The organism is Microbulbifer mixtoriginis (SeqCode) (genome assembly GCF_052467705.1).
In genome coordinates this window covers 4,098,257-4,116,289 of the sequence record NZ_CP174322.1, presented here as the reverse complement: position 1 = coordinate 4,116,289, position 18,033 = coordinate 4,098,257, and the positions used below count along the sequence as shown (strand labels likewise).

The 18,033-nt window shown below is 54.5% G+C and carries 16 protein-coding genes; 14 read left to right on the top strand and 2 right to left on the bottom strand.

Translation table 11 applies throughout. The annotated features are described in order from the left end of the window. Positions 1 to 550 precede the first annotated feature (550 nt). Positions 551 to 1,813, bottom strand: coding sequence for a 6-phosphofructokinase (locus ACJJIB_RS18010; RefSeq protein WP_444887056.1), 1,263 nt, complete (start codon positions 1,811 to 1,813; stop codon positions 551 to 553). 280 nt (positions 1,814 to 2,093) lie between these two features. Here ACJJIB_RS18010 and mpl point away from each other — a divergent pair, with 280 nt between their 5' ends. From mpl to ACJJIB_RS17990, 4 genes are all read left to right on the top strand, one after another. Continuing rightward, positions 2,094 to 3,482, top strand: coding sequence for a UDP-N-acetylmuramate:L-alanyl-gamma-D-glutamyl-meso-diaminopimelate ligase (mpl, locus tag ACJJIB_RS18005; RefSeq protein ID WP_444887055.1), 1,389 nt, complete (start codon positions 2,094 to 2,096; stop codon positions 3,480 to 3,482). Positions 3,483 to 3,556: 74 nt separating this feature from the next. After that, positions 3,557 to 4,138, top strand: a complete 582-nt coding sequence (locus tag ACJJIB_RS18000) for a flavin prenyltransferase UbiX (protein WP_444888944.1) — start codon at positions 3,557 to 3,559, stop codon at positions 4,136 to 4,138. Positions 4,139 to 4,159: 21 nt separating this feature from the next. Then, positions 4,160 to 4,435 carry an Rdx family protein gene (locus ACJJIB_RS17995; RefSeq protein ID WP_286036977.1) on the top strand — a complete coding sequence of 92 codons (276 nt, stop codon included), beginning with the start codon at positions 4,160 to 4,162 and terminating at the stop codon, positions 4,433 to 4,435. A gap of 118 nt (positions 4,436 to 4,553) precedes the next feature. Next, positions 4,554 to 7,130, top strand: coding sequence for an efflux RND transporter permease subunit (locus tag ACJJIB_RS17990; RefSeq protein ID WP_444887054.1), 2,577 nt, complete (start codon positions 4,554 to 4,556; stop codon positions 7,128 to 7,130). 77 nt (positions 7,131 to 7,207) lie between these two features. On the opposite strand, the gene ACJJIB_RS17985 is transcribed toward ACJJIB_RS17990, so the two are convergent. Further along, positions 7,208 to 7,489, bottom strand: coding sequence for a peptidylprolyl isomerase (locus ACJJIB_RS17985; protein WP_252083127.1), 282 nt, complete (start codon positions 7,487 to 7,489; stop codon positions 7,208 to 7,210). A 195-nt stretch (positions 7,490 to 7,684) separates the two neighbouring features. Here ACJJIB_RS17985 and ACJJIB_RS17980 point away from each other — a divergent pair, with 195 nt between their 5' ends. The 10 genes from ACJJIB_RS17980 to ACJJIB_RS17935 all read left to right on the top strand — a co-directional run bounded on the left by ACJJIB_RS17980 (position 7,685) and on the right by ACJJIB_RS17935 (position 17,941). Next, positions 7,685 to 8,260 (top strand): LON peptidase substrate-binding domain-containing protein, encoded by a 576-nt coding sequence (locus ACJJIB_RS17980; protein WP_444887053.1) that lies wholly within the window; start codon positions 7,685 to 7,687, stop codon positions 8,258 to 8,260. Between the two features lie 142 nt (positions 8,261 to 8,402). Further along, positions 8,403 to 9,632: a glutamate-5-semialdehyde dehydrogenase gene (locus ACJJIB_RS17975; RefSeq protein ID WP_444888943.1), complete on the top strand. Its 1,230-nt coding sequence runs from the start codon at positions 8,403 to 8,405 to the stop codon at positions 9,630 to 9,632. Further along, positions 9,610 to 10,353: a nicotinate-nucleotide adenylyltransferase gene (gene nadD / locus ACJJIB_RS17970; RefSeq protein ID WP_353505441.1), complete on the top strand. Its 744-nt coding sequence runs from the start codon at positions 9,610 to 9,612 to the stop codon at positions 10,351 to 10,353. The genes ACJJIB_RS17975 and nadD overlap by 23 nt, the downstream gene beginning before the upstream one ends. Continuing rightward, complete coding sequence (gene rsfS / locus ACJJIB_RS17965) at positions 10,353 to 10,730, top strand: ribosome silencing factor (protein ID WP_252083125.1); 378 nt, start codon at positions 10,353 to 10,355, stop codon at positions 10,728 to 10,730. The genes nadD and rsfS overlap by 1 nt, the downstream gene beginning before the upstream one ends. A 4-nt stretch (positions 10,731 to 10,734) precedes the next feature. After that, positions 10,735 to 11,211, top strand: a complete 477-nt coding sequence (gene rlmH / locus ACJJIB_RS17960) for a 23S rRNA (pseudouridine(1915)-N(3))-methyltransferase RlmH (RefSeq protein WP_252083124.1) — start codon at positions 10,735 to 10,737, stop codon at positions 11,209 to 11,211. Between the two features lie 122 nt (positions 11,212 to 11,333). Continuing rightward, positions 11,334 to 13,226, top strand: a complete 1,893-nt coding sequence (gene mrdA / locus ACJJIB_RS17955) for a penicillin-binding protein 2 (RefSeq protein ID WP_252083123.1) — start codon at positions 11,334 to 11,336, stop codon at positions 13,224 to 13,226. Then, positions 13,219 to 14,364: a rod shape-determining protein RodA gene (gene rodA, locus ACJJIB_RS17950; RefSeq protein WP_252083122.1), complete on the top strand. Its 1,146-nt coding sequence runs from the start codon at positions 13,219 to 13,221 to the stop codon at positions 14,362 to 14,364. Before mrdA ends, rodA begins: the two co-directional genes overlap by 8 nt. A gap of 43 nt (positions 14,365 to 14,407) precedes the next feature. Next, positions 14,408 to 15,418, top strand: a complete 1,011-nt coding sequence (mltB, locus tag ACJJIB_RS17945) for a lytic murein transglycosylase B (protein ID WP_252083121.1) — start codon at positions 14,408 to 14,410, stop codon at positions 15,416 to 15,418. A 148-nt stretch (positions 15,419 to 15,566) separates the two neighbouring features. Continuing rightward, positions 15,567 to 16,433 carry a septal ring lytic transglycosylase RlpA family protein gene (locus tag ACJJIB_RS17940; RefSeq protein ID WP_444887052.1) on the top strand — a complete coding sequence of 289 codons (867 nt, stop codon included), beginning with the start codon at positions 15,567 to 15,569 and terminating at the stop codon, positions 16,431 to 16,433. Positions 16,434 to 16,795: 362 nt separating this feature from the next. Beyond that, complete coding sequence (locus ACJJIB_RS17935) at positions 16,796 to 17,941, top strand: D-alanyl-D-alanine carboxypeptidase family protein (protein WP_444887051.1); 1,146 nt, start codon at positions 16,796 to 16,798, stop codon at positions 17,939 to 17,941. Positions 17,942 to 18,033: the final 92 nt, after the last annotated feature.

Sequence of the window (18,033 nt, the reverse complement as noted above, 5' to 3'; positions counted from 1 at the left end):
GTGCTACTTGCTGTTTGGAAGTTTTTTTAAGAATTCTGTACCAAATGGGAGGGTATGTTTTTGTTGTTTTCAGGATTTTTGATTTTATTTTTGTTTGGTGGGTGAGCTGGAGAGGCGATTTCTGCGGTTGTGGCTGATTTTTTTGGGCGGGTTGTGTTTACATACTAGGGGCTGGTAGAGATATGAATAAATATAAAGTTACCACAAAGAAAAGAGCATCTTGTTAGATATTTTCAGCGGTAATTTTAGAGGGTTTAGGATGATGGTTTTTTCTGGCTTTAGTGGCAGGTTGGTGGTGTCAATAAGATATTTTGGATTTTAAAATGAGAATAAAGGGGGGTTGGTGGCATTTAAGCTCCAGGCAGTCAGAGTTGAAGATAGTAAGAGCTAAATCAGGAACAGACGTTTCATTTAGCTAAATTGTATAGTAATGATTTTTTATTTTGATTGGGTGTTGAGTAGCAATAACAAGCGCTTAAACAATATTCAATAAAAAAGCCCCCGGTTTTATTCGGGGGCTTTTTAAAATCTGGATGAAAGAGTTTTAAGATTACACCTTAAATTCAGTATCCAGCTTCTTTTCCACCAGCTGCTTTTTTAATTTCGCATACTGGGGTACGCCGTTTTTGTAGGGGGGGTAGTCCTCGCCCTGAATTAACGGTAACAGGTACTCGCGTCCCGCTTCGGTAATACCGAAGCCGTCTTCACTAATATATTCTTTCGGCATAAATTTTTCGACGTTGGCCACTTCAGACAGTGGCGCTTCCGCGATAGACCAGCTGTACTCTTCACCTTCTGCACGAATAATTGCCGGCATAATCGCATTCTTGCCGGTTGCCGCCATTTCCACGGCGGCGCGACCGACGGCGTAGGCCTGCTCCACATCGGTGGCGGAGGCGATATGGCGGGCGGCGCGTTGCAGGTAGTCGGCCAGTGCCCAGTGGTATTTCAGGCCCAGCTCGCTTTTGATCATATTGGCGAGGGTTGGTGCCACACCGCCAAGCTGCTTGTGACCGAAGGCGTCGGTAGTGCCGGCATCGGCGAGGAAGGTGCCGTCTTCGTACTGGGCGCCCTCGGAGGCGACGATTACGCAGTAGCCTTTCTCGTCCACGGTCTTTTGCACCTTGGCCAAGAACTTCTCTTTATCGAAGGCCACTTCCGGGAACAGGATGATGTGCGGTGCATCGCCTTCCTCTTCCTTGGCCAGGGCGCCGGCGGCGGCAATCCAGCCCGCGTGACGACCCATTACTTCGAGGATAAAGACCTTGGTGGAGGTGGCGCACATAGAGGCGACGTCCATGGCCGCTTCCTTGGTGGAAACTGCAACGTATTTTGCTACGGAGCCGAAGCCGGGGCAGTTGTCGGTTAGCGGCAGATCGTTGTCGACCGTTTTGGGAATATGGATGGCCTGGATTGGATAACCCATGGTCTCAGACAGTTGCGAGACTTTCAGGCAGGTGTCAGCGGAGTCGCCGCCGCCGTTATAGAAGAAGTAGCCGATGTCGTGGGCCTTGAATACTTCGATCAGGCGCTCGTACTCTGCGCGGTTCTCTTCCAGGCTCTTCAGCTTGTAGCGACAGGAGCCAAAGGCGCCGGAGGGAGTGTGACGCAGTGCGGCGATGTCTTCCACACTTTCCTGGCTCACGTCGATCAGTTCCTCTCGCAATGCGCCGAGGATGCCGTTCAGCCCCGCATAGACTTTACCAATTTTGTCCTGGTTTTCACGGGCAGCTTCTATTACGCCGCAGGCGGAGGCATTGATTACGGCAGTCACACCACCGGACTGCGCGTAAAAGGCGTTCTTCTTCGACATGGTTATCCTGTTTTCATAGAGATCTTGGGAAGTGACCCGATCCGGTTGTCCGCCGGACGCTCTTCGGCGGCGCCAGTGGGGAACTCCGGGAGCTCGTATCGGGTGTCGGCCGTAGCTGGAAAATTCCTACCACCCTAACGGGGGTGAGGCCGATCTGTGCGGGGGCGGAGTCTAATGGAATAGCGAGTAAATTGCATGGCAAACGGGGCATTTGGCAATTACTGGCCTGTTTTGCCGTGGTAAGCTTGCGCCGCAACCCCCAGGAGTACAGATTTTCGCCATGCATATCCATATTCTCGGTATTTGCGGCACCTTTATGGGCAGCCTAGCCCAATTAGCGGTGGCCGAAGGACACCGGGTCACCGGTAGCGATGCCAATGTTTACCCCCCCATGAGCACTCAACTACAGCAGGCGGGTATTCAGATCACCGAGGGCTATGACCCGGCTCAGTTGGAGCCGGCCCCAGACCTGGTCATTATCGGCAATGCCATGTCCCGCGGTAATCCCGCCGTAGAAGCGGTACTTGAACAGGGGCTGGCCTATACATCCGGTGCCCAGTGGCTCTGTGACCATTTCCTCGGCGGGCGCTGGGTACTGGCAGTAGCGGGCACTCACGGCAAGACCACGACTGCCAGCATGTTGGCTTGGATTCTGGAAGCGGCGGATATGCAGCCCGGCTTCCTGATTGGCGGTGTACCCGGTAACTTCGGTGTTTCGGCGCGCCTGGGGGAGTCCCCTTTCTTTGTGGTGGAGGCAGATGAATACGATACCGCCTTCTTCGATAAGCGCTCTAAGTTTGTGCATTACCGCCCACGCACAGTGATTATCAACAATCTGGAGTTCGATCACGCCGATATCTTCGACGATTTGGCGGCGATCCAGCGGCAGTTTCATCATCTAGTTCGCACGGTGCCCGGCAACGGCCTGATTGTCAGCGCCGCAGAAGATAATGTGGAGCAGGTATTGCAGCAGGGTTGCTGGAGTGAAGTTCAGCGCTTTGCCAGTGAGGATCAGCCGGGAATCAGTGCCGGCGACTGGCGAGCGGTGGATATCGCCGCGGATGGCAGCAGTTTTACCGTGCTATTCGAGAGTGCCGAAGTGGCGCGCGTGGAGTGGGATCTCACCGGTATGCACAATGTGCGCAACGGTCTCGCCGCTATGGCTGCAGCTCGTCATGTTGGCGTGGTACCAGAGCTAAGCGCCTCTGCCCTTGGGCGTTTTCAAGGCGTAAAGCGCCGTATGGAATGCCTGGGCGAAGTGGCTGGTATCCGCGTTTACGATGATTTTGCCCACCACCCAACTGCGATCGAATCCACGCTTACGGGCCTCAGGGCCAAAGTGGGCAAGGACAAGATCATCGCCTTGATTGAACCCCGTTCCAACACCATGCGTATGGGCGTGCATCAGGGCCAGTTGGCCAGTGCCTGTAGCGGTGCGGATATGGTGTTGTGGTATCAGCCCCAAGGGATGAATTGGTCTCTGAATGAAGTTACTCACCACTCTCCGGTGCCGGCCAAGATTTTTGACACTATCGAGAATGGTGTGGAATCGGCACTGCAGCTCGCCGGCGAGGGCAGTCATATCGTGGTGATGAGTAACGGCGGCTTCGGTGGTATCCATCAGCGTTTGATTGGAGCCCTGGAGCAAAAATATAACTATTCGACCTGAAAAGAGTCAGCATTTTAGTGATCGGGGAAGTGATCTTGCAGCAAGCCACATTTAATAAAACCGTTACCCTGGCCATGACTGGGGCTTCCGGGGCCCAATACGGCCTGCGTTTGTTGCAGTGCCTGCTCGCTTCTGGCGTGCGCGTCTGGCTGTTGATGTCTGAGGCGGCCCAGGTAGTGATCAATACAGAGACCGACCTGCAACTGCCGGAGGGCGACGATGACACACTGCAGGCTTTTCTCGCCGATCGCTTCGGCGCGCAGGAGGGCCAGTTGAAATTGTTTGGCAAGCGCGACTGGTTTTCGCCGGTGGCATCCGGCACTGGAGCGTCGGCTAGCATGGTGATCTGCCCGGCTAGCGGCGGTACTTTGTCGGCCGTTGCCTGTGGAGCCTCCAACAATCTGATTGAGCGCGCTGCAGATGTGGCATTGAAGGAGCGCCGCCAATTGATTTTGGTTCCGCGCGAGGCGCCTTACTCGGAGATTCACCTGGAAAATATGCTCAAACTCACCCGCATGGGCGCGATGATTCTGCCGGCTAGCCCCGGTTTTTATCAGAAGCCGCGCACGGTCGAAGACATAATCGATTTTGTGGTGGCGAGACTGCTCGATCAGTTGGGCGTGGAACAAAAGTTGTTGCCGGCTTGGGGTGAGTAGGTCACAGGGAGATAAAAAATAGTGAAAGCGAGCATAACCATCCACTACTGTGTGCAGTGCAATTGGATGTTGCGGGCTACCTGGATGGCCCAGGAGTTGCTTCACACTTTTGCGGATGATCTACAACAGGTTGCATTACAACCCGGAACTGGAGGAGTATTCGAAATCCGCATTGGTGAAAATTTGATCTGGGAGCGCAAGCGCGATGGCGGTTTTCCCGGAGCAAAGGAACTCAAGCGGCGCGTGCGGGACCTATTGTTTCCCGAGCGTGATCTGGGACATATCGATACTCCCTGAAAATATTTCCAATAGCGCCGTGTAAACGCAAATTTTGTATTTGCACCAGCACTGCCGGGGCGATCAAAATATGCGCCGTACTGCGGCCCACTGATTTATTGGATAGAAGCAAAAACCTATGCTGTCAGCTTTCAAGAACTCGTATGAATACCTGGTAACCAAGCGGCCACTGGCTGTGTTGGTAGTTATCGGCCTGCTCACCCTGCTGGCAGCGATGGGCTTGCCCCGCTTCAAGATCGATGCCTCGGCGGACTCCCTCACCCTGGAGGCCGATGAGTCCCTGGATTATTTTCGTGAGATCGCTGAGCGCTACGCTAGCGGGGACTTTCTGGTGGTCACCTATCGCTATGAGGATGGCGACCTGTTTAGCGATAAATCTCTACAAGCTCTGGCCAAGTTACGCGATGAGCTGGCCGGAGTAGATGGCGTTTCCAGTGTACAGACCATCCTCGATGTCCCTTTGCTGTACAGCCCCAAGCTGTCTTTAACCGATATCACCGATGAGATTCGCACCCTGTCCCAGGCAGATACTGATCGAGACCTGGCCCGACAGGAGTTTCTCTCCAGCCCTATTTACCGCGAATTGATTCTGAGCCCGGATGGCCAGACCACCGCACTGCTCGCCAATCTGACGCTGGATAGCCACGGTATAGAATTGGTACGCGAGCGCGATGCCCTGCGCCGTAAGCGCAATAGTGAGGGCCTGAGCCCGGAAGAGGCTGCGCGCTTGGAAGAGGTGAGTGCCGTCTATTTGCAGCACCGCACGGCTCAGGAGTTGGAAGCGCGGGCGCGAGTTGATGAGGTGCGGGGGATTCTCGCCGGTTACAAAGGCGAGGCAGAGTTGTTCCTCGGCGGTGTGACCATGATCACTTCGGACATGATCACATTTATCAAAAGTGATCTGGTAGTGTTTGGTGTGGGCATCCTCGTCTTCATTATTCTGACTCTGTTGCTGATCTTCCGTCAGCCCCGTTGGGTGCTGTTACCGCTGCTCACCTGTGTCACCACCGCAGTGATGATCCTGGGTCTGCTCAGCTGGCTCGACTGGCGCATGACTGTGATTTCCGCAAACTTTGTCGCGCTGCTGCTGATTATTACCCTGGCGATCACTATCCACCTGGCGGTGCGTTACCGCGAATATATTGCGCAAAACCCCGACTGGAGCCGTGAAACACTGGTGCTGCAGACAGTGCGGTTTATGGCCAAGCCCTGTCTGTACACGGCCCTGACCACTATCGTTGCGTTTGTATCGCTGGTGGTGAGTGGTATTCGCCCGGTTATCGACTTTGGTTGGATGATGACGATGGGGGTAACTCTAGCCCTGATGTTGTCCTTCCTGATTATCCCCAGTTTTCTGATGATCCTGCCCAAGCGCCAGGGCAAAGTGAGTGAGGATAATTCCCATGCATTTACCCTGCGTTTCTCTAGCTTTGCCGAGCGCCATAAGTTTGTGGTGTTGGGGGTGTCCCTGGCCGCTGCGGTGATCAGTGTGGCGGGAATGCTGCAGCTTAAAGTGGAAAACCGCTTTATCGATTACTTCGATGATTCCACCGAAATTTACCAGGGTATGCTGGTGATTGACCGCCGCCTGGGCGGCACTGTGACCCTGGATATTATCCTCGACAAGCCTGTGGAAGAGGAGCCTGCCTTCGAAGGTGAAGAGGATCCTTTTGCCATGGAAGCGGAGGAAGATCCGTTTGCGGTAGAAGAAGATCCTTTTTCCTCAGATGACCCTTTCGGCGGAGAAGAGGAGTCTCAGGAGCAGAGTTATTGGTTTACCGTAGCTGGTCTCAATACCTTGGAACAGTTGCACGATTACCTGGAAGAACAGCCAGAGATCGGCAAGGTGCAGTCCCTCGCCACTCTGTACAAAGTGGCTCGTGACCTGAAAGGTGGTCAGCTCAATGACTTTGAGTTGGCGGTGGCCAATACCAGCCTGCCGCCGGAAATCCGCGGCGTATTGGTAGACCCTTACCTCTCGGTTGAGAACAATCAGGCCCGCATTACCCTGCGGGTGATGGAGACTGATCCGAATCTGCGCCGTGGCGAATTGATCGAGCGCATTTACGATTACGCGCATAATGAAATGGGTATAGCGCCGGAAAACATCCACCAGACAGGACTGCTGGTGCTCTACAACAATATGCTGCAGAGCTTGTTTAAGTCCCAAATCCTGACTCTGGGGGCGGTATTTGTGGGCATCCTGTTAATGTTCCTGGTGTTGTTCCGTTCTCTGTCGATTGCCATTATCGCGCTGGTACCGAATATGCTGGCGGCCTGTGTGGTACTCGGTGGTATGGGGCTCGCCGGTATTCCATTGGATATGATGACCATCACCATTGCGGCGATTACCGTGGGTATTGGGGTGGATCATGCGATTCACTATCTGTACCGCTTCCGCGCCGAGTTTGCCAAAGACGGCAATTACCTGGCCACCATGCATCGCAGCCATGCAACTATCGGTCGCGCCATGTTCTACACGGCAATCACCATTATTGCCGGCTTCTCGATCCTGGCGCTGTCCAAGTTTGTGCCTTCTATTTACTTTGGCCTCTTGACCGCCTCGGCCATGTCCGCGGCACTGCTGGGCTCACTGACTTTGTTGCCACTGTTACTGGTGATATTCAAGCCTCTGGGTGCCGGTTCTGTAGATAGAAGTGAGGTGGAAATTCCAGAGGGTGCAGCCAAGGCCTGAGGGAATATTTTTTAGAGCTAGCAATAAAAAGCCGGGCAATTGCCCGGCTTTTTATTAGCAGATTAATTCGCGGAGAATTAATCCTGGCGGCTGGTGATTTCCAGAAGGTGGTAACCAAACTGAGTTTTTACTGGGCCGTGTACCTTGTTCAGTTCCTCAGAGAAAACGACCTTGTCGAACTCCGGCACCATCATACCCTTGCTGAACTCACCCAGGTCACCGCCGGAACGGCCGGAAGGGCATTGGGAGAACTGCTCCGCGATTTTGCCGAAATCGGCGCCATTTTCGATCTGATCTTTCAGTTCCAGGCACTTGTCTTCGGTCTGTACCAGGATATGGCGGGCTGTTGCTTTAGGCATGAATAGTCTCCATTCGTTAATAAACCGCAGCAGCTTAATGGCTGTGGGTCGTGCTTGCCACCGACAATTACCGGGATTCCGTGGAATATTGCACTCAAACAATTGGATTGGCGCTTAAAGGCCTCGCCAGTAATCTCGGTGATCCTATTGGCAGTGTTATCTTTAGTACTTCAACCCACCCAACGAGAGAGCATTTTGCAACAGATCCCCCTTTTTCCCCTGAGCGTGCCCCTCTACCCAGGTGTTGCGCTACCTCTACGTATCTTTGAACAGCGTTATCTGCATTTGGTTAGCGAATCTCTGAAAAATGAGAGCGGCTTTGGTGTTGTTTTGATTCGCTCTGGCGGCGAGGTGGGCAACGCCTCGGTTTGGCCCCTTGGGGTCTATGTGCATATTGTCGATTGGAGTCAGGGGGAGGAGGGCTTGCTGCATGTGCAGGTAGTAGGGCGGCGGCGCTTCCGCATCAGTCACACCGAGCGGGCTGAAGACGGCCTGTTACTGGGGGATGTTGAGTGGTTGCCAGATAATGCCCCCCGGCCGATACCTGCAGATTGCGATGGCCTAATGGCAGTGCTGGAAGAGTTAAAGGAGCGTGCCAAGGATCTTTCACTCAAGTTCGATAATGTCGACTCCGCCGATGCCCTGTCCTGGCAACTGGCCCAGTTGTTACCCCTTGAGGATAAAGCGAGAGTGGATTTGCTGGCCCTGGAAGACCCCTTGGCTCGTCTCGCCAATATTGCTGAGAACCTGGATCGTTGGAGTAGGGAGTAACCCAACAGTAGGAATCCATTTATGCCGTTTAAACCCCCGGCTGCTGGGGTATACTGCGCGGCCGACCGGATTTCGCACGGAGAGCCAAGTGACCACGACAGCCAGCACTGATCAGCAATCTACCCGCGACAAACTCGAACAGATGGGGCGAGCCGCTCGAGAAGCTTCTCGCACAATGGCGCGCGCAGATACTGAGGTCAAGAACCGTGCCCTTGCAGCAATTGCTGCCGAGTTGGAAGCCAATCGGATCGAACTGGCCAAGGCCAATGCGGCTGATATGCAGGCCGGACGCGAGCGCGGTCTGGATGCGGCACTGCTCGACCGATTAGAACTCAATGATGAGCGCATCGACGGTATGATCGAGGGGCTGATACAGGTGGCCGATCTACCGGACCCGGTGGGGGAAATTGAGGATTTGTGCTATCGCCCCAGCGGAATTCAGGTGGGCAAGATGCGTGTGCCCCTGGGAGTAGTGGGCATTATTTACGAGTCTCGCCCCAATGTGACTATCGATGCGGCCAGTCTCTGCCTGAAATCCGGTAATGCGACTATTTTACGTGGCGGTAGTGAGGCGTTGCAGTCCAACCGGGCTATCGCCGCCTGCATCAGTGCAGGGCTGCGCGAGGCCGGCTTGCCGCAAACGGCAGTACAGGTAGTGGATACTAGCGACCGCGCTGCAGTGGGCGCCCTGATCACCATGCCCGATTATGTGGATGTCATAGTGCCACGTGGTGGCACCGGCTTGATCGAAAGAGTCAGTCGCGAGGCCAGTGTGCCGGTGATCAAACACCTGCACGGCGTTTGTCACGTCTATATCGATGACCTGGCTGACGAGCAGAAGGCCTTTGAGATCGCCTTGAATGCCAAGACCCACCGCTATGGCGTTTGTAACGCTATGGAAACGCTGTTGGTGGCCGAGGCAATTGCTGGGAAAATTCTGCCGCGGCTGGCCGAGGCTTATACGCAGAAGGGCGTAGAATTGCGCGGGTGTGAACGCAGCAGAGAGATATTGCCACAGATTAACGTAGCCAGTGATAGCGACTGGAGTGAGGAATACCTTGCGCCCATTCTCGCTATCCGCGTCGTGGCGGATATGGATGGCGCAATGGATCATATTGCCCGCTATGGCTCAGGCCACACCGAGGCTATTGTGACTCAGGATTACAGTCGCAGTCGTCGCTTCCTTGCCGAGGTGGATGCCAGCTCGGTGATTATTAATGCCTCCACGCGCTTTGCCGACGGGTTTGAATACGGCCTGGGGGCGGAAATCGGTATCAGTACTGATAAAATCCACGCCCGTGGACCGGTGGGGCTCGAAGGGCTCACCTCGCAAAAGTGGATTGTGCTCGGTGACGGGCATATCCGCCGATAGTTTTTCGGGCCCGGCAGCCAGTAAAGAGGTAATTTTGGCAACTAAGCGGCAGACCATCGCCTTATTCGGCGGCACTTTCGACCCGGTGCACTTCGGCCATTTGCGCATGGCGCTAGAGCTGCGCCAGGCTCTGGGTTTCGATGAAATGCGTCTGCTACCCAGCCATCAGCCTCGCCACCGTCAGAGTCCGGGAGTTTCTTCACGCCAGCGCAGTGAAATGTTGGCACTGGCATTGGCTGGTTGTGATGAATTGCAGCTGGATGAGCGGGAACTGCAGCGCGGTGGTGACACTTATACGGTAGATACCCTCGAAGCGCTGCGTGAGGAATTGGGGCCACAAGTGTCCATCAGTTTCTGTATGGGTACTGACTCCTTGTTGACCTTGCATCGCTGGCATCGTTGGCAACGCCTGTTGGAGCTGGCTCACCTGGTCGTTGTGACCAGACCCGGCTGGCACTTGCCGGAAGCGAGCGCAGCCACTGGCAATGCCGAGCTAGCGAAATTTCTGCAGCAGCATCGCGGCACCCTGGCCGATTTACATGAATATGCCTCAGGTCGCCTGGTCTTGCGCGAGCAAACCCTGCTGCCAATTTCCGCTACACAGATTCGCCAGTTGCTGGCCAGCGGTCAGTCTCCGCGTTTCTTACTGCCAGCAACGGTGTTGCAATATATTGAAGACCATCAACTCTACACAGAATCGGTTGCCACTGGTGACCCGTAATGAATCAAGGTGTTATGACAAATATTAAAGATATCGCGCTAAATGCTCTGGAAGATCTGAAAGGCAAAGACATTGTCGCTCTGGATGTTTCCGAATTTTCTGATGTGATGGATAACCTGGTGATCTGCACCGGTACCTCCAGCCGCCAGGTAAAATCGCTGGCAGAAAATGTGGTGGACGAACTCAAGAAAGAGGGTGTGCGCCCGATTGGTGTTGAGGGCAAAGAGCAGGGCGAGTGGGTACTGGTGGATTATGGGGATCTGGTAGTGCATGTAATGCTCGCGGATGTGCGCAATTTCTACGACTTGGAAAAACTCTGGTCTATGACTCCAAATACCCGCGACGAGGCGGATGGTAGCGATCCCCATCAGGGTTGATTAAGTGAAGGTTCGCATCCTCGCCGCCGGAGGCAAAATGCCGGCATGGGTCCAGGAGGGTTATGCCGAATACGCCAAGCGTCTGCCCCGTGAAATTGCTCTGGAAATGGTGGAGATTCCCCTGGGGCAGCGGGGCCAGAAAAGCTCTGCGGCACTGATTGATAAAGCGCGCAAGAAAGAGGGCGAGGCCATGCTCGCTGCTCTCGGCCCGCGCGATCATGTGGTGGCGCTGGATGTTAAGGGCAAGCCTTGGAGTACAGAGCAATTATCCGACCAGCTGCGCGATTGGCAGCTGCTAGGGGAAAATGTCAGCCTGTTGATTGGCGGCCCAGACGGGCTTTCGCAGGACTGCCTGAGCAGGGCGCGTCAGCGCTGGTCTCTGTCACCTTTGACCCTGCCGCACCCTCTGGTTCGTGTGGTTTTGGCCGAGCAAATTTATCGCGCCTGGACCCTGCTTGCCGGCCACCCTTATCACAAATAAGACATTTGCGACCAAGTGCGGAGAGATTTGCCAACTGGAATTCTCTCTCCGTGCGTTCGCTGTGGTAATGTAGTCCGAATTAGTTTTTTCCCGCGCCAGTCATAATCGTTTAAAAAACGCCAATGCCCCACGATCATCACCTCAAGGACCCCCACACGGAGCAGCGACTGTTTCGCAACCGCATGTTGGTGGCCATTGTTGGTGTCATCGCGTTGCTAGGGGTTTTGATTGCGCGTTTTTATAATTTGCAGGTGGTTGATTACGATGACTACCGCACCCAATCCGATGATAACCGTATTCAGGTACGCCCCGTCGCTCCAACTCGCGGGCTGATTTACGATCGCAACGGTATATTACTCGCGGATAACCGCGCCAGTTATAACCTTTCTATTGTGCGTGAACGGGTGAAAGACCTGGACGCAACCCTCGAACTGGTCGGCCATCTGGTCCGTCTGGGTGACGGCGATGTGGCCAAATTTCGCAAACGCTTGCGTCGCCGCCGTCCATTTGAACCGGTGCCTCTGAGGTTTCGTCTGAGTGAGGAGGAAATCGCACGGATCAGCGTGAACCAGTTTCGCATGCCCGGAGTTTCTGTGGAGGCCGAGTTGGTGCGCTACTACGCCCTGGGAGACCTGTTTGCCCACAGTGTTGGTTACGTGGGGCGTATCAGTGATCGCGACCTGAGTAATTTCACTAAAGAGGACGTGCGCCTCTATCGCGGCACCCGCAGTATCGGCAAGGTGGGACTGGAGCGCTCCTATGAGAAAACCCTGCTCGGCGAAGTAGGTTATGAAAATGTGGAGATCAATGCACGCGGGCGAGTATTGAGGGTGTTGGAGCGCCAGGACCCCAAGCCCGGTGCTGACCTTACCCTGCATCTTGATGCGCACCTGCAACAGGTGGCCTCCGATGCCCTGGGCGATCGCCGCGGTGCAGTTGTCGCCATCGATGTGAACACCGGTGGGGTGCTGGCCTTCGTCAGCAAGCCCTCCTTCGACCCCAACCTGTTTGTAACCGGAATCAGCTTTGCTGATTATCGCGCCCTGAGTGATTCCCTCGATGTGCCGCTGTTTAACCGTGCGGTACAGGGCCAATACCCGCCTGGTTCGACCCTGAAGCCGCTGATGGGGTTAGGCGGGCTCGAGGCTGGACTGATCACCCGTGAAACCAAAATTAAGGATCCGGGATTCTATAAGCTGCCAAATGATCCACGTCTATACCGCGACCATGTGCGCTGGGGCCATGGAGAAAAGGTGGATCTGATTCAGGCTATGGCGCAGAGCTGCGACGTCTATTTCTGGGATATGGCTCACCGCTGGGATATTGATGGCATGCACGATATGGCCGCTCACTTCGGCCTGGGTTCCAAGACCGGTATCGATCTGCCGATGGAACGCTCCGGCCTCTTCCCCTCGCGGGATTGGAAGCGCGGTGCGCGGGGTATGCCCTGGTTCCCTGGCGATAGTCTGAACGCCGTGCTGGGGCAGGGGTTTGTCCTGGCGACGCCACTGCAGCTGGCGGTGATGACCGCTACCATTGCCAATCGCGGTACCCACTATCGCCCGCAAATGGTGAAAACCATCAACGGGGTCGAACAGCCGGCGGAAATTCTGCATAACCTGGAGGCGCACCCTGATAATTGGGACCTGGTGTTCGAGGGCATGGAGGCGGTGGTCAATCGCAGCTATGGCACGGGCAAACGCGCGGGTAAAGACCTGAACTTTCGTGTCGCTGGAAAATCCGGCACCGCCCAGGTGGTGGGTATAGCCCAGGGTGCCCGTTACGACTCAGAGGCTCTTCAGGAGCGCCACCGCGATCACGCCCTGTTTGTCGCCTTTGCTCCTGTGGATAAACCGCGTATTGCTGTAGCGGTCTTGGTCGAGAATGGTGAAGCCGGTGGCGGCGTGGCGGCGCCTGTGGCGCGGGAATTATTTGCCGAGTGGGTGCCACGACCAGACACCCAAGAGAATACGGCACAGAAAACCAGATTGAGCAAAGGGGTGGATAATGGCTAGCCGCGATTTTTCTCACCGGCTGTCCGATGCTCACGGCAGTCTCCGAAAGCCGGTGAGTCTGGCGAGGCGCCTACACATTGATGTGCCACTGCTGGTGCTTTTATTGGTGCTTGCCTCTGTGGGGCTGGGGGTGCTCTACAGTGCTTCTGGCGGCGATATGAACTACGTGCGGCGCCAGTCTATATTTATGTGCCTGGCGTTCACCGGCATGTTTATTGTCGCGCAGATTCCGTTGGATTTTTATCGGCGCTGGTCTCCCTGGGCCTATCTGGGCGGCTGCGCTCTGCTGGTGGGGGTGTTGCTCTTTGGCACCGGTGCCAAGGGCGCCCAACGTTGGCTGGAGATTGCCGGCTTCCGCTTTCAGCCTTCGGAGGTGATGAAGTTGGGAGTGCCGATGATGGTGGCGGCTTTCCTGCACCAGCGCGCCCAGCCCCCGTCCCTTGTGACTGTCATTGGGGCTCTGGCCATCGTGGCGGTTCCAGCCGCTTTAATTGTGCGCCAGCCAGATTTAGGGACCTCTATCCTGATCGCCGCTTCCGGCCTGTTCGCGCTGTATTTGGCCGGGTTGAGCTGGAAGATGATCGGAGCGGCGGCTATGGGCTTGGTGGTTTCCGCTTGGCCAATCTGGCAGTGGGGGCTCAGGGACTACCAGCGCCAGCGTATCCTGACACTTCTGAATCCTCACGATGATCGCTTTGGTGCTGGCTGGAACATTTTCAACTCTAAAGCCGCTATAGGTTCCGGGGGAGTGTATGGCAAAGGCTATTTGCAGGGCACCCAATCGCAGCTGGACTTTCTGCCGGAGAGCCATACCGACTTTATTATCGCGGTGTTGGCTGAGGAATGGGGGATGCGCGGTGTCCTATTACTGCTTTTACTCTATGTGCTGGTGATCGCCCGCGGCATCTATATTAGCTTTATGGCGCAACATCTATTTGGGCGCCTGCTGGCGGGGAGTATTACCCTCACTTTTTTTGTCTATGTGTTTGTAAACATTGGTATGGTTACGGGATTGTTGCCAGTGGTGGGGGTACCCTTGCCAATAATCAGTTACGGTGGAACCTCACTGATTACCTTAATGGCGGGATTCGGTATTCTCATGGCCGTAGGGACCGAGCGGCGCAGGGTACATTTTTGATGAACCAGCGGCGCAAATCAAAAACTGGATGTAGAGACGCGAGATGAAGACAGGAGCGGTGGTTTTGAAGTGGACCTCGGGACTATTGGTTGGTATGGGGCTAGCGCTTGCAGCTTGTGCGCAGGAGCCCGGCCACGGCGATAATGCCGACGCGCAAAAGTTTGTGGAATATATGGTGCAAGAACATCAATTTGACCGCAACGAAATGCAGGAACTGATGCGCAATGCCAAGCGCAAGGACTCTATCCTCAAGGCGATCAAGCGCCCCGCAGAAAAAGCCAAGCCCTGGTATCAATATAAAAAGCTATTTTTAACTCCGCAAAGCATTGCCGGCGGTGTGGATTTTTGGGATAAGAATGCTGAGGCCCTGGCGGAAGCTGAGAAAAAGTATGGTGTCCCAGCTGAGGTTATTGTCGCGATCATCGGGGTTGAAACCCGCTACGGTGGCAATATGGGAGGCTACCGGGTACTGGATGCACTCTCCACCCTGGCCTTCAATTACCCGCGCCGCTCTGAGTTCTTTACCAAGGAGTTGGAAAACTACCTGCTTTTAACCCGTGATCAAGGTATGGACCCTCTCGCGCTGAAGGGCTCCTATGCCGGTGCCATGGGTTACGGCCAGTTTATGCCTTCAAGCTACCGCGCCTATGCGGTGGATTTCAGTGAAGATGGCAAGGTGGACATCTGGACCAATACAACCGATGCGATCGGCAGTGTGGCTAACTATCTGGCCAGGCACGGCTGGAAGCCCGGTGAGCCAACGACTGTATTAGCCAACCCGCGCCCCAATGCAGATATGACCATCGTCAACGATACCCTACAGCCCGAGTGGACAGTGGGTGAGCTGGCGGAAAAAGGTTTTAATGCTACCAGCCAAGTGGCACCTGAAATGCCCGCGATTGTTTTCTCTCTGCAGACTGAGCAGGGCAAGCAGTACTGGTTAGGCCTGAATAACTTCTCCACTATTACGACTTACAACCGCAGCCGCCTCTACGCCATGGCAGTGAATGAACTTGCCCAGGAGATTGTTAAAGCGCGCGGCGGAAAGAGCTGAGTTGGAGATAAATAATTCCTGAGAATAATTGCCAAAGCCGGGAACTAATGGTGATGGTGGTAATCAATAATTTTCTGTTTTACTGAGCAGTTATAGATAACAGCGGCTTGGAGACGGCAGCCTTAGGTTGCCGCGCGCCGGGGGGATTATGTTTCAGCGCAATATACGGCGAGTGTTCCTACTCGCCGCTTTGTTTTTGGTCGCTTGTGGCGGCCCGCAAATTAAGCCGAATAAGCAGGGCGAGCAGGACTTCGATAGCCTTAAGGATAGCGGCCCAGCCAAACCGGTAAATATGCTCGCTACGCCGGAGCCCACACCCGTGCGGGAACCAATCGGACCGGCGGGCAATAAAAGCCCTTATAAAGTCAAAGGTGTAACCTATCACGTACGCCCTGCGGTTAAGGGCTACAAAGAGCAGGGTAAGGCCTCCTGGTATGGCACCAAATTTCATGGGCGACGCACTGCCAATGGCGAAATTTATAATATGTATGCCATGTCCGCCGCGCACAAAACCCTACCGCTACCCAGTTATGCCAAGGTAACTAACCTGGATAATGGGCTCAGTATTATTGTGCGTATTAACGACCGCGGCCCCTTTGTTCACGGCAGAATTATCGACCTGAGTTATACAGCAGCGCAAAAGTTGGACTATGTGAATCAGGGTGTTGCCCGTGTTGAGGTAGAAGCGCTGGACCCAAATACCCTGCCACCGGTTACGGAAACCCTATTGGCTGGCGATGTAACTGGCGGCCTGCCCCAGGATGCCAGTATCCGCCTGCCGGAAAATACCTTCTTGCAAGTGGGAGCCTATAGCAGCCCAGCCCAGGCCGAGAAAATTCGGGCTCGCTTGGCTGCAGCAATTGACTATCCTGTTTCTGTCAGTCCGGTTGAGCGCAGTGGCAAGCAATTTTATCGGGTGCGCATAGGCCCAATCTCCCAACAGCGGGCCCTGGCCAATGCACGGGAAACTGTGCAGAAGAACCAGCTGGGAGAGCCCCAGGTTGTGTATGAATAAAACCCATCGGTAAAAGTGCGGTCCGAACGGTGAATATTCCAGTTTGTGGAGAAAGGTCACGGTTACCGGAGAGCCGTAAATTCCTGACGATATTCTTTTCTCGAACTCGCTGAAAAACCCGTCATCAGCTGTGCCGGCAGCACAGGAGGGATAGCAAGTCGTCAGTGATCACCAATGGAATTGACGGTCATAGGAACGACCGTTCACAAAATACTGCGCAATGGCGCGAATTTTCTTGTATTTTGTCTTTATTACTGGCTCACGGCATAAGGTGATAAGCCTTCGCTGTGAATTAATCGCTTAAAATAAGTAATAGGTTAACAGCCAGCCAACGAACACGAGGATTAACGAGACTCTCACCTATGATCACACGGATTATCGCCTGCTCTTTTCTGTTGCTTTGTGCGGGCCTAGCCCAGGCGCAATCACTTATTCCAGCGCCGCCCCAGCTGGCGGCTACCTCCTACTTGCTTGTGGATGCCAATACCGGTCAGGTATTGGTGGAACACGAGGCTGATAAGGAGGTTCCTCCTGCCAGCCTTACAAAAATGATGACGGCCTACATTGTCTCGGAAGAGATGATCAAAGGCAGCATTAAAGAAGATGATAAGGTACGTATCTCTGAGAAAGCCTGGCGCAAGGGCGGCTCTAAGATGTTCGTTAAGGTTGGCGACCAGGTACCGATTATGGACCTGATGCGCGGCGTTATTATCCAGTCTGGTAATGACGCCAGTATTGCCCTGGCTGAGCATGTTTCAGGCAGTGAGGAGGTATTTGCTGAAGTGATGAATCAGCAAGCCGAACTGCTGGGGATGGAGAACACCAATTTTGTCAATGCTACCGGCTGGCCGGCTGAGGGGCATGTGACCACCGCCCGGGATTTGGGGGTTCTCGCACGAGCTCTGATTGCCAACCACCCGGAACACTACGACATCTACTCCGAGAAGTATTTCAGTTATTCCGGTATCAACCAGCCCAACCGAAATCGCCTATTGTGGCGCGATTCCGCAGTAGACGGCATTAAAACAGGCCATACCGAAGAGGCTGGCTACTGTTTGGTGGCTTCTGCCATGAAGCGCGGTATGCGCCTGATAGCCATCGTGGTAGGCACCGATAGCGATGAAAAACGCGCTTCAGAGACCCAGAAGCTACTGGCTTATGGTTTCCGCTACTACCAGACCCATAAAGTATATGGGCAGGGCGAAGTACTGCAGACCGAGCGTGTCTGGGGTGGTAAAGAACCCAGTGTTGGCATAGCAGTTGAGAAGGATATTTTTGTAACTATCCCACGCGGTGGCGAAGAGGGTATTAAGGCCGACCTGATTGTGGATGGAGAGCTGGAAGCTCCCGTCGAGAAGGGTCAGTCTGTTGGTAAAGTTGTTGTGACTCTCGATGGTGAAACTGTCGCGGATGTTAAAGCGGTCGCCGCAGAAGAGGTAGACCGAGCCGGTTTCTTCAAGCGCATGTGGGATTCTATTAAGCGCTTTGTTATGGGCTTCTTCAGTTAAATTTGCTCAGTTTTGACCAGCCAGGGGTGGCAATTTTGCCTCCCTGGCCGGCTCGCCCGGTTCCCTGACTAGTTCCTCTGTCATTCCCTGTC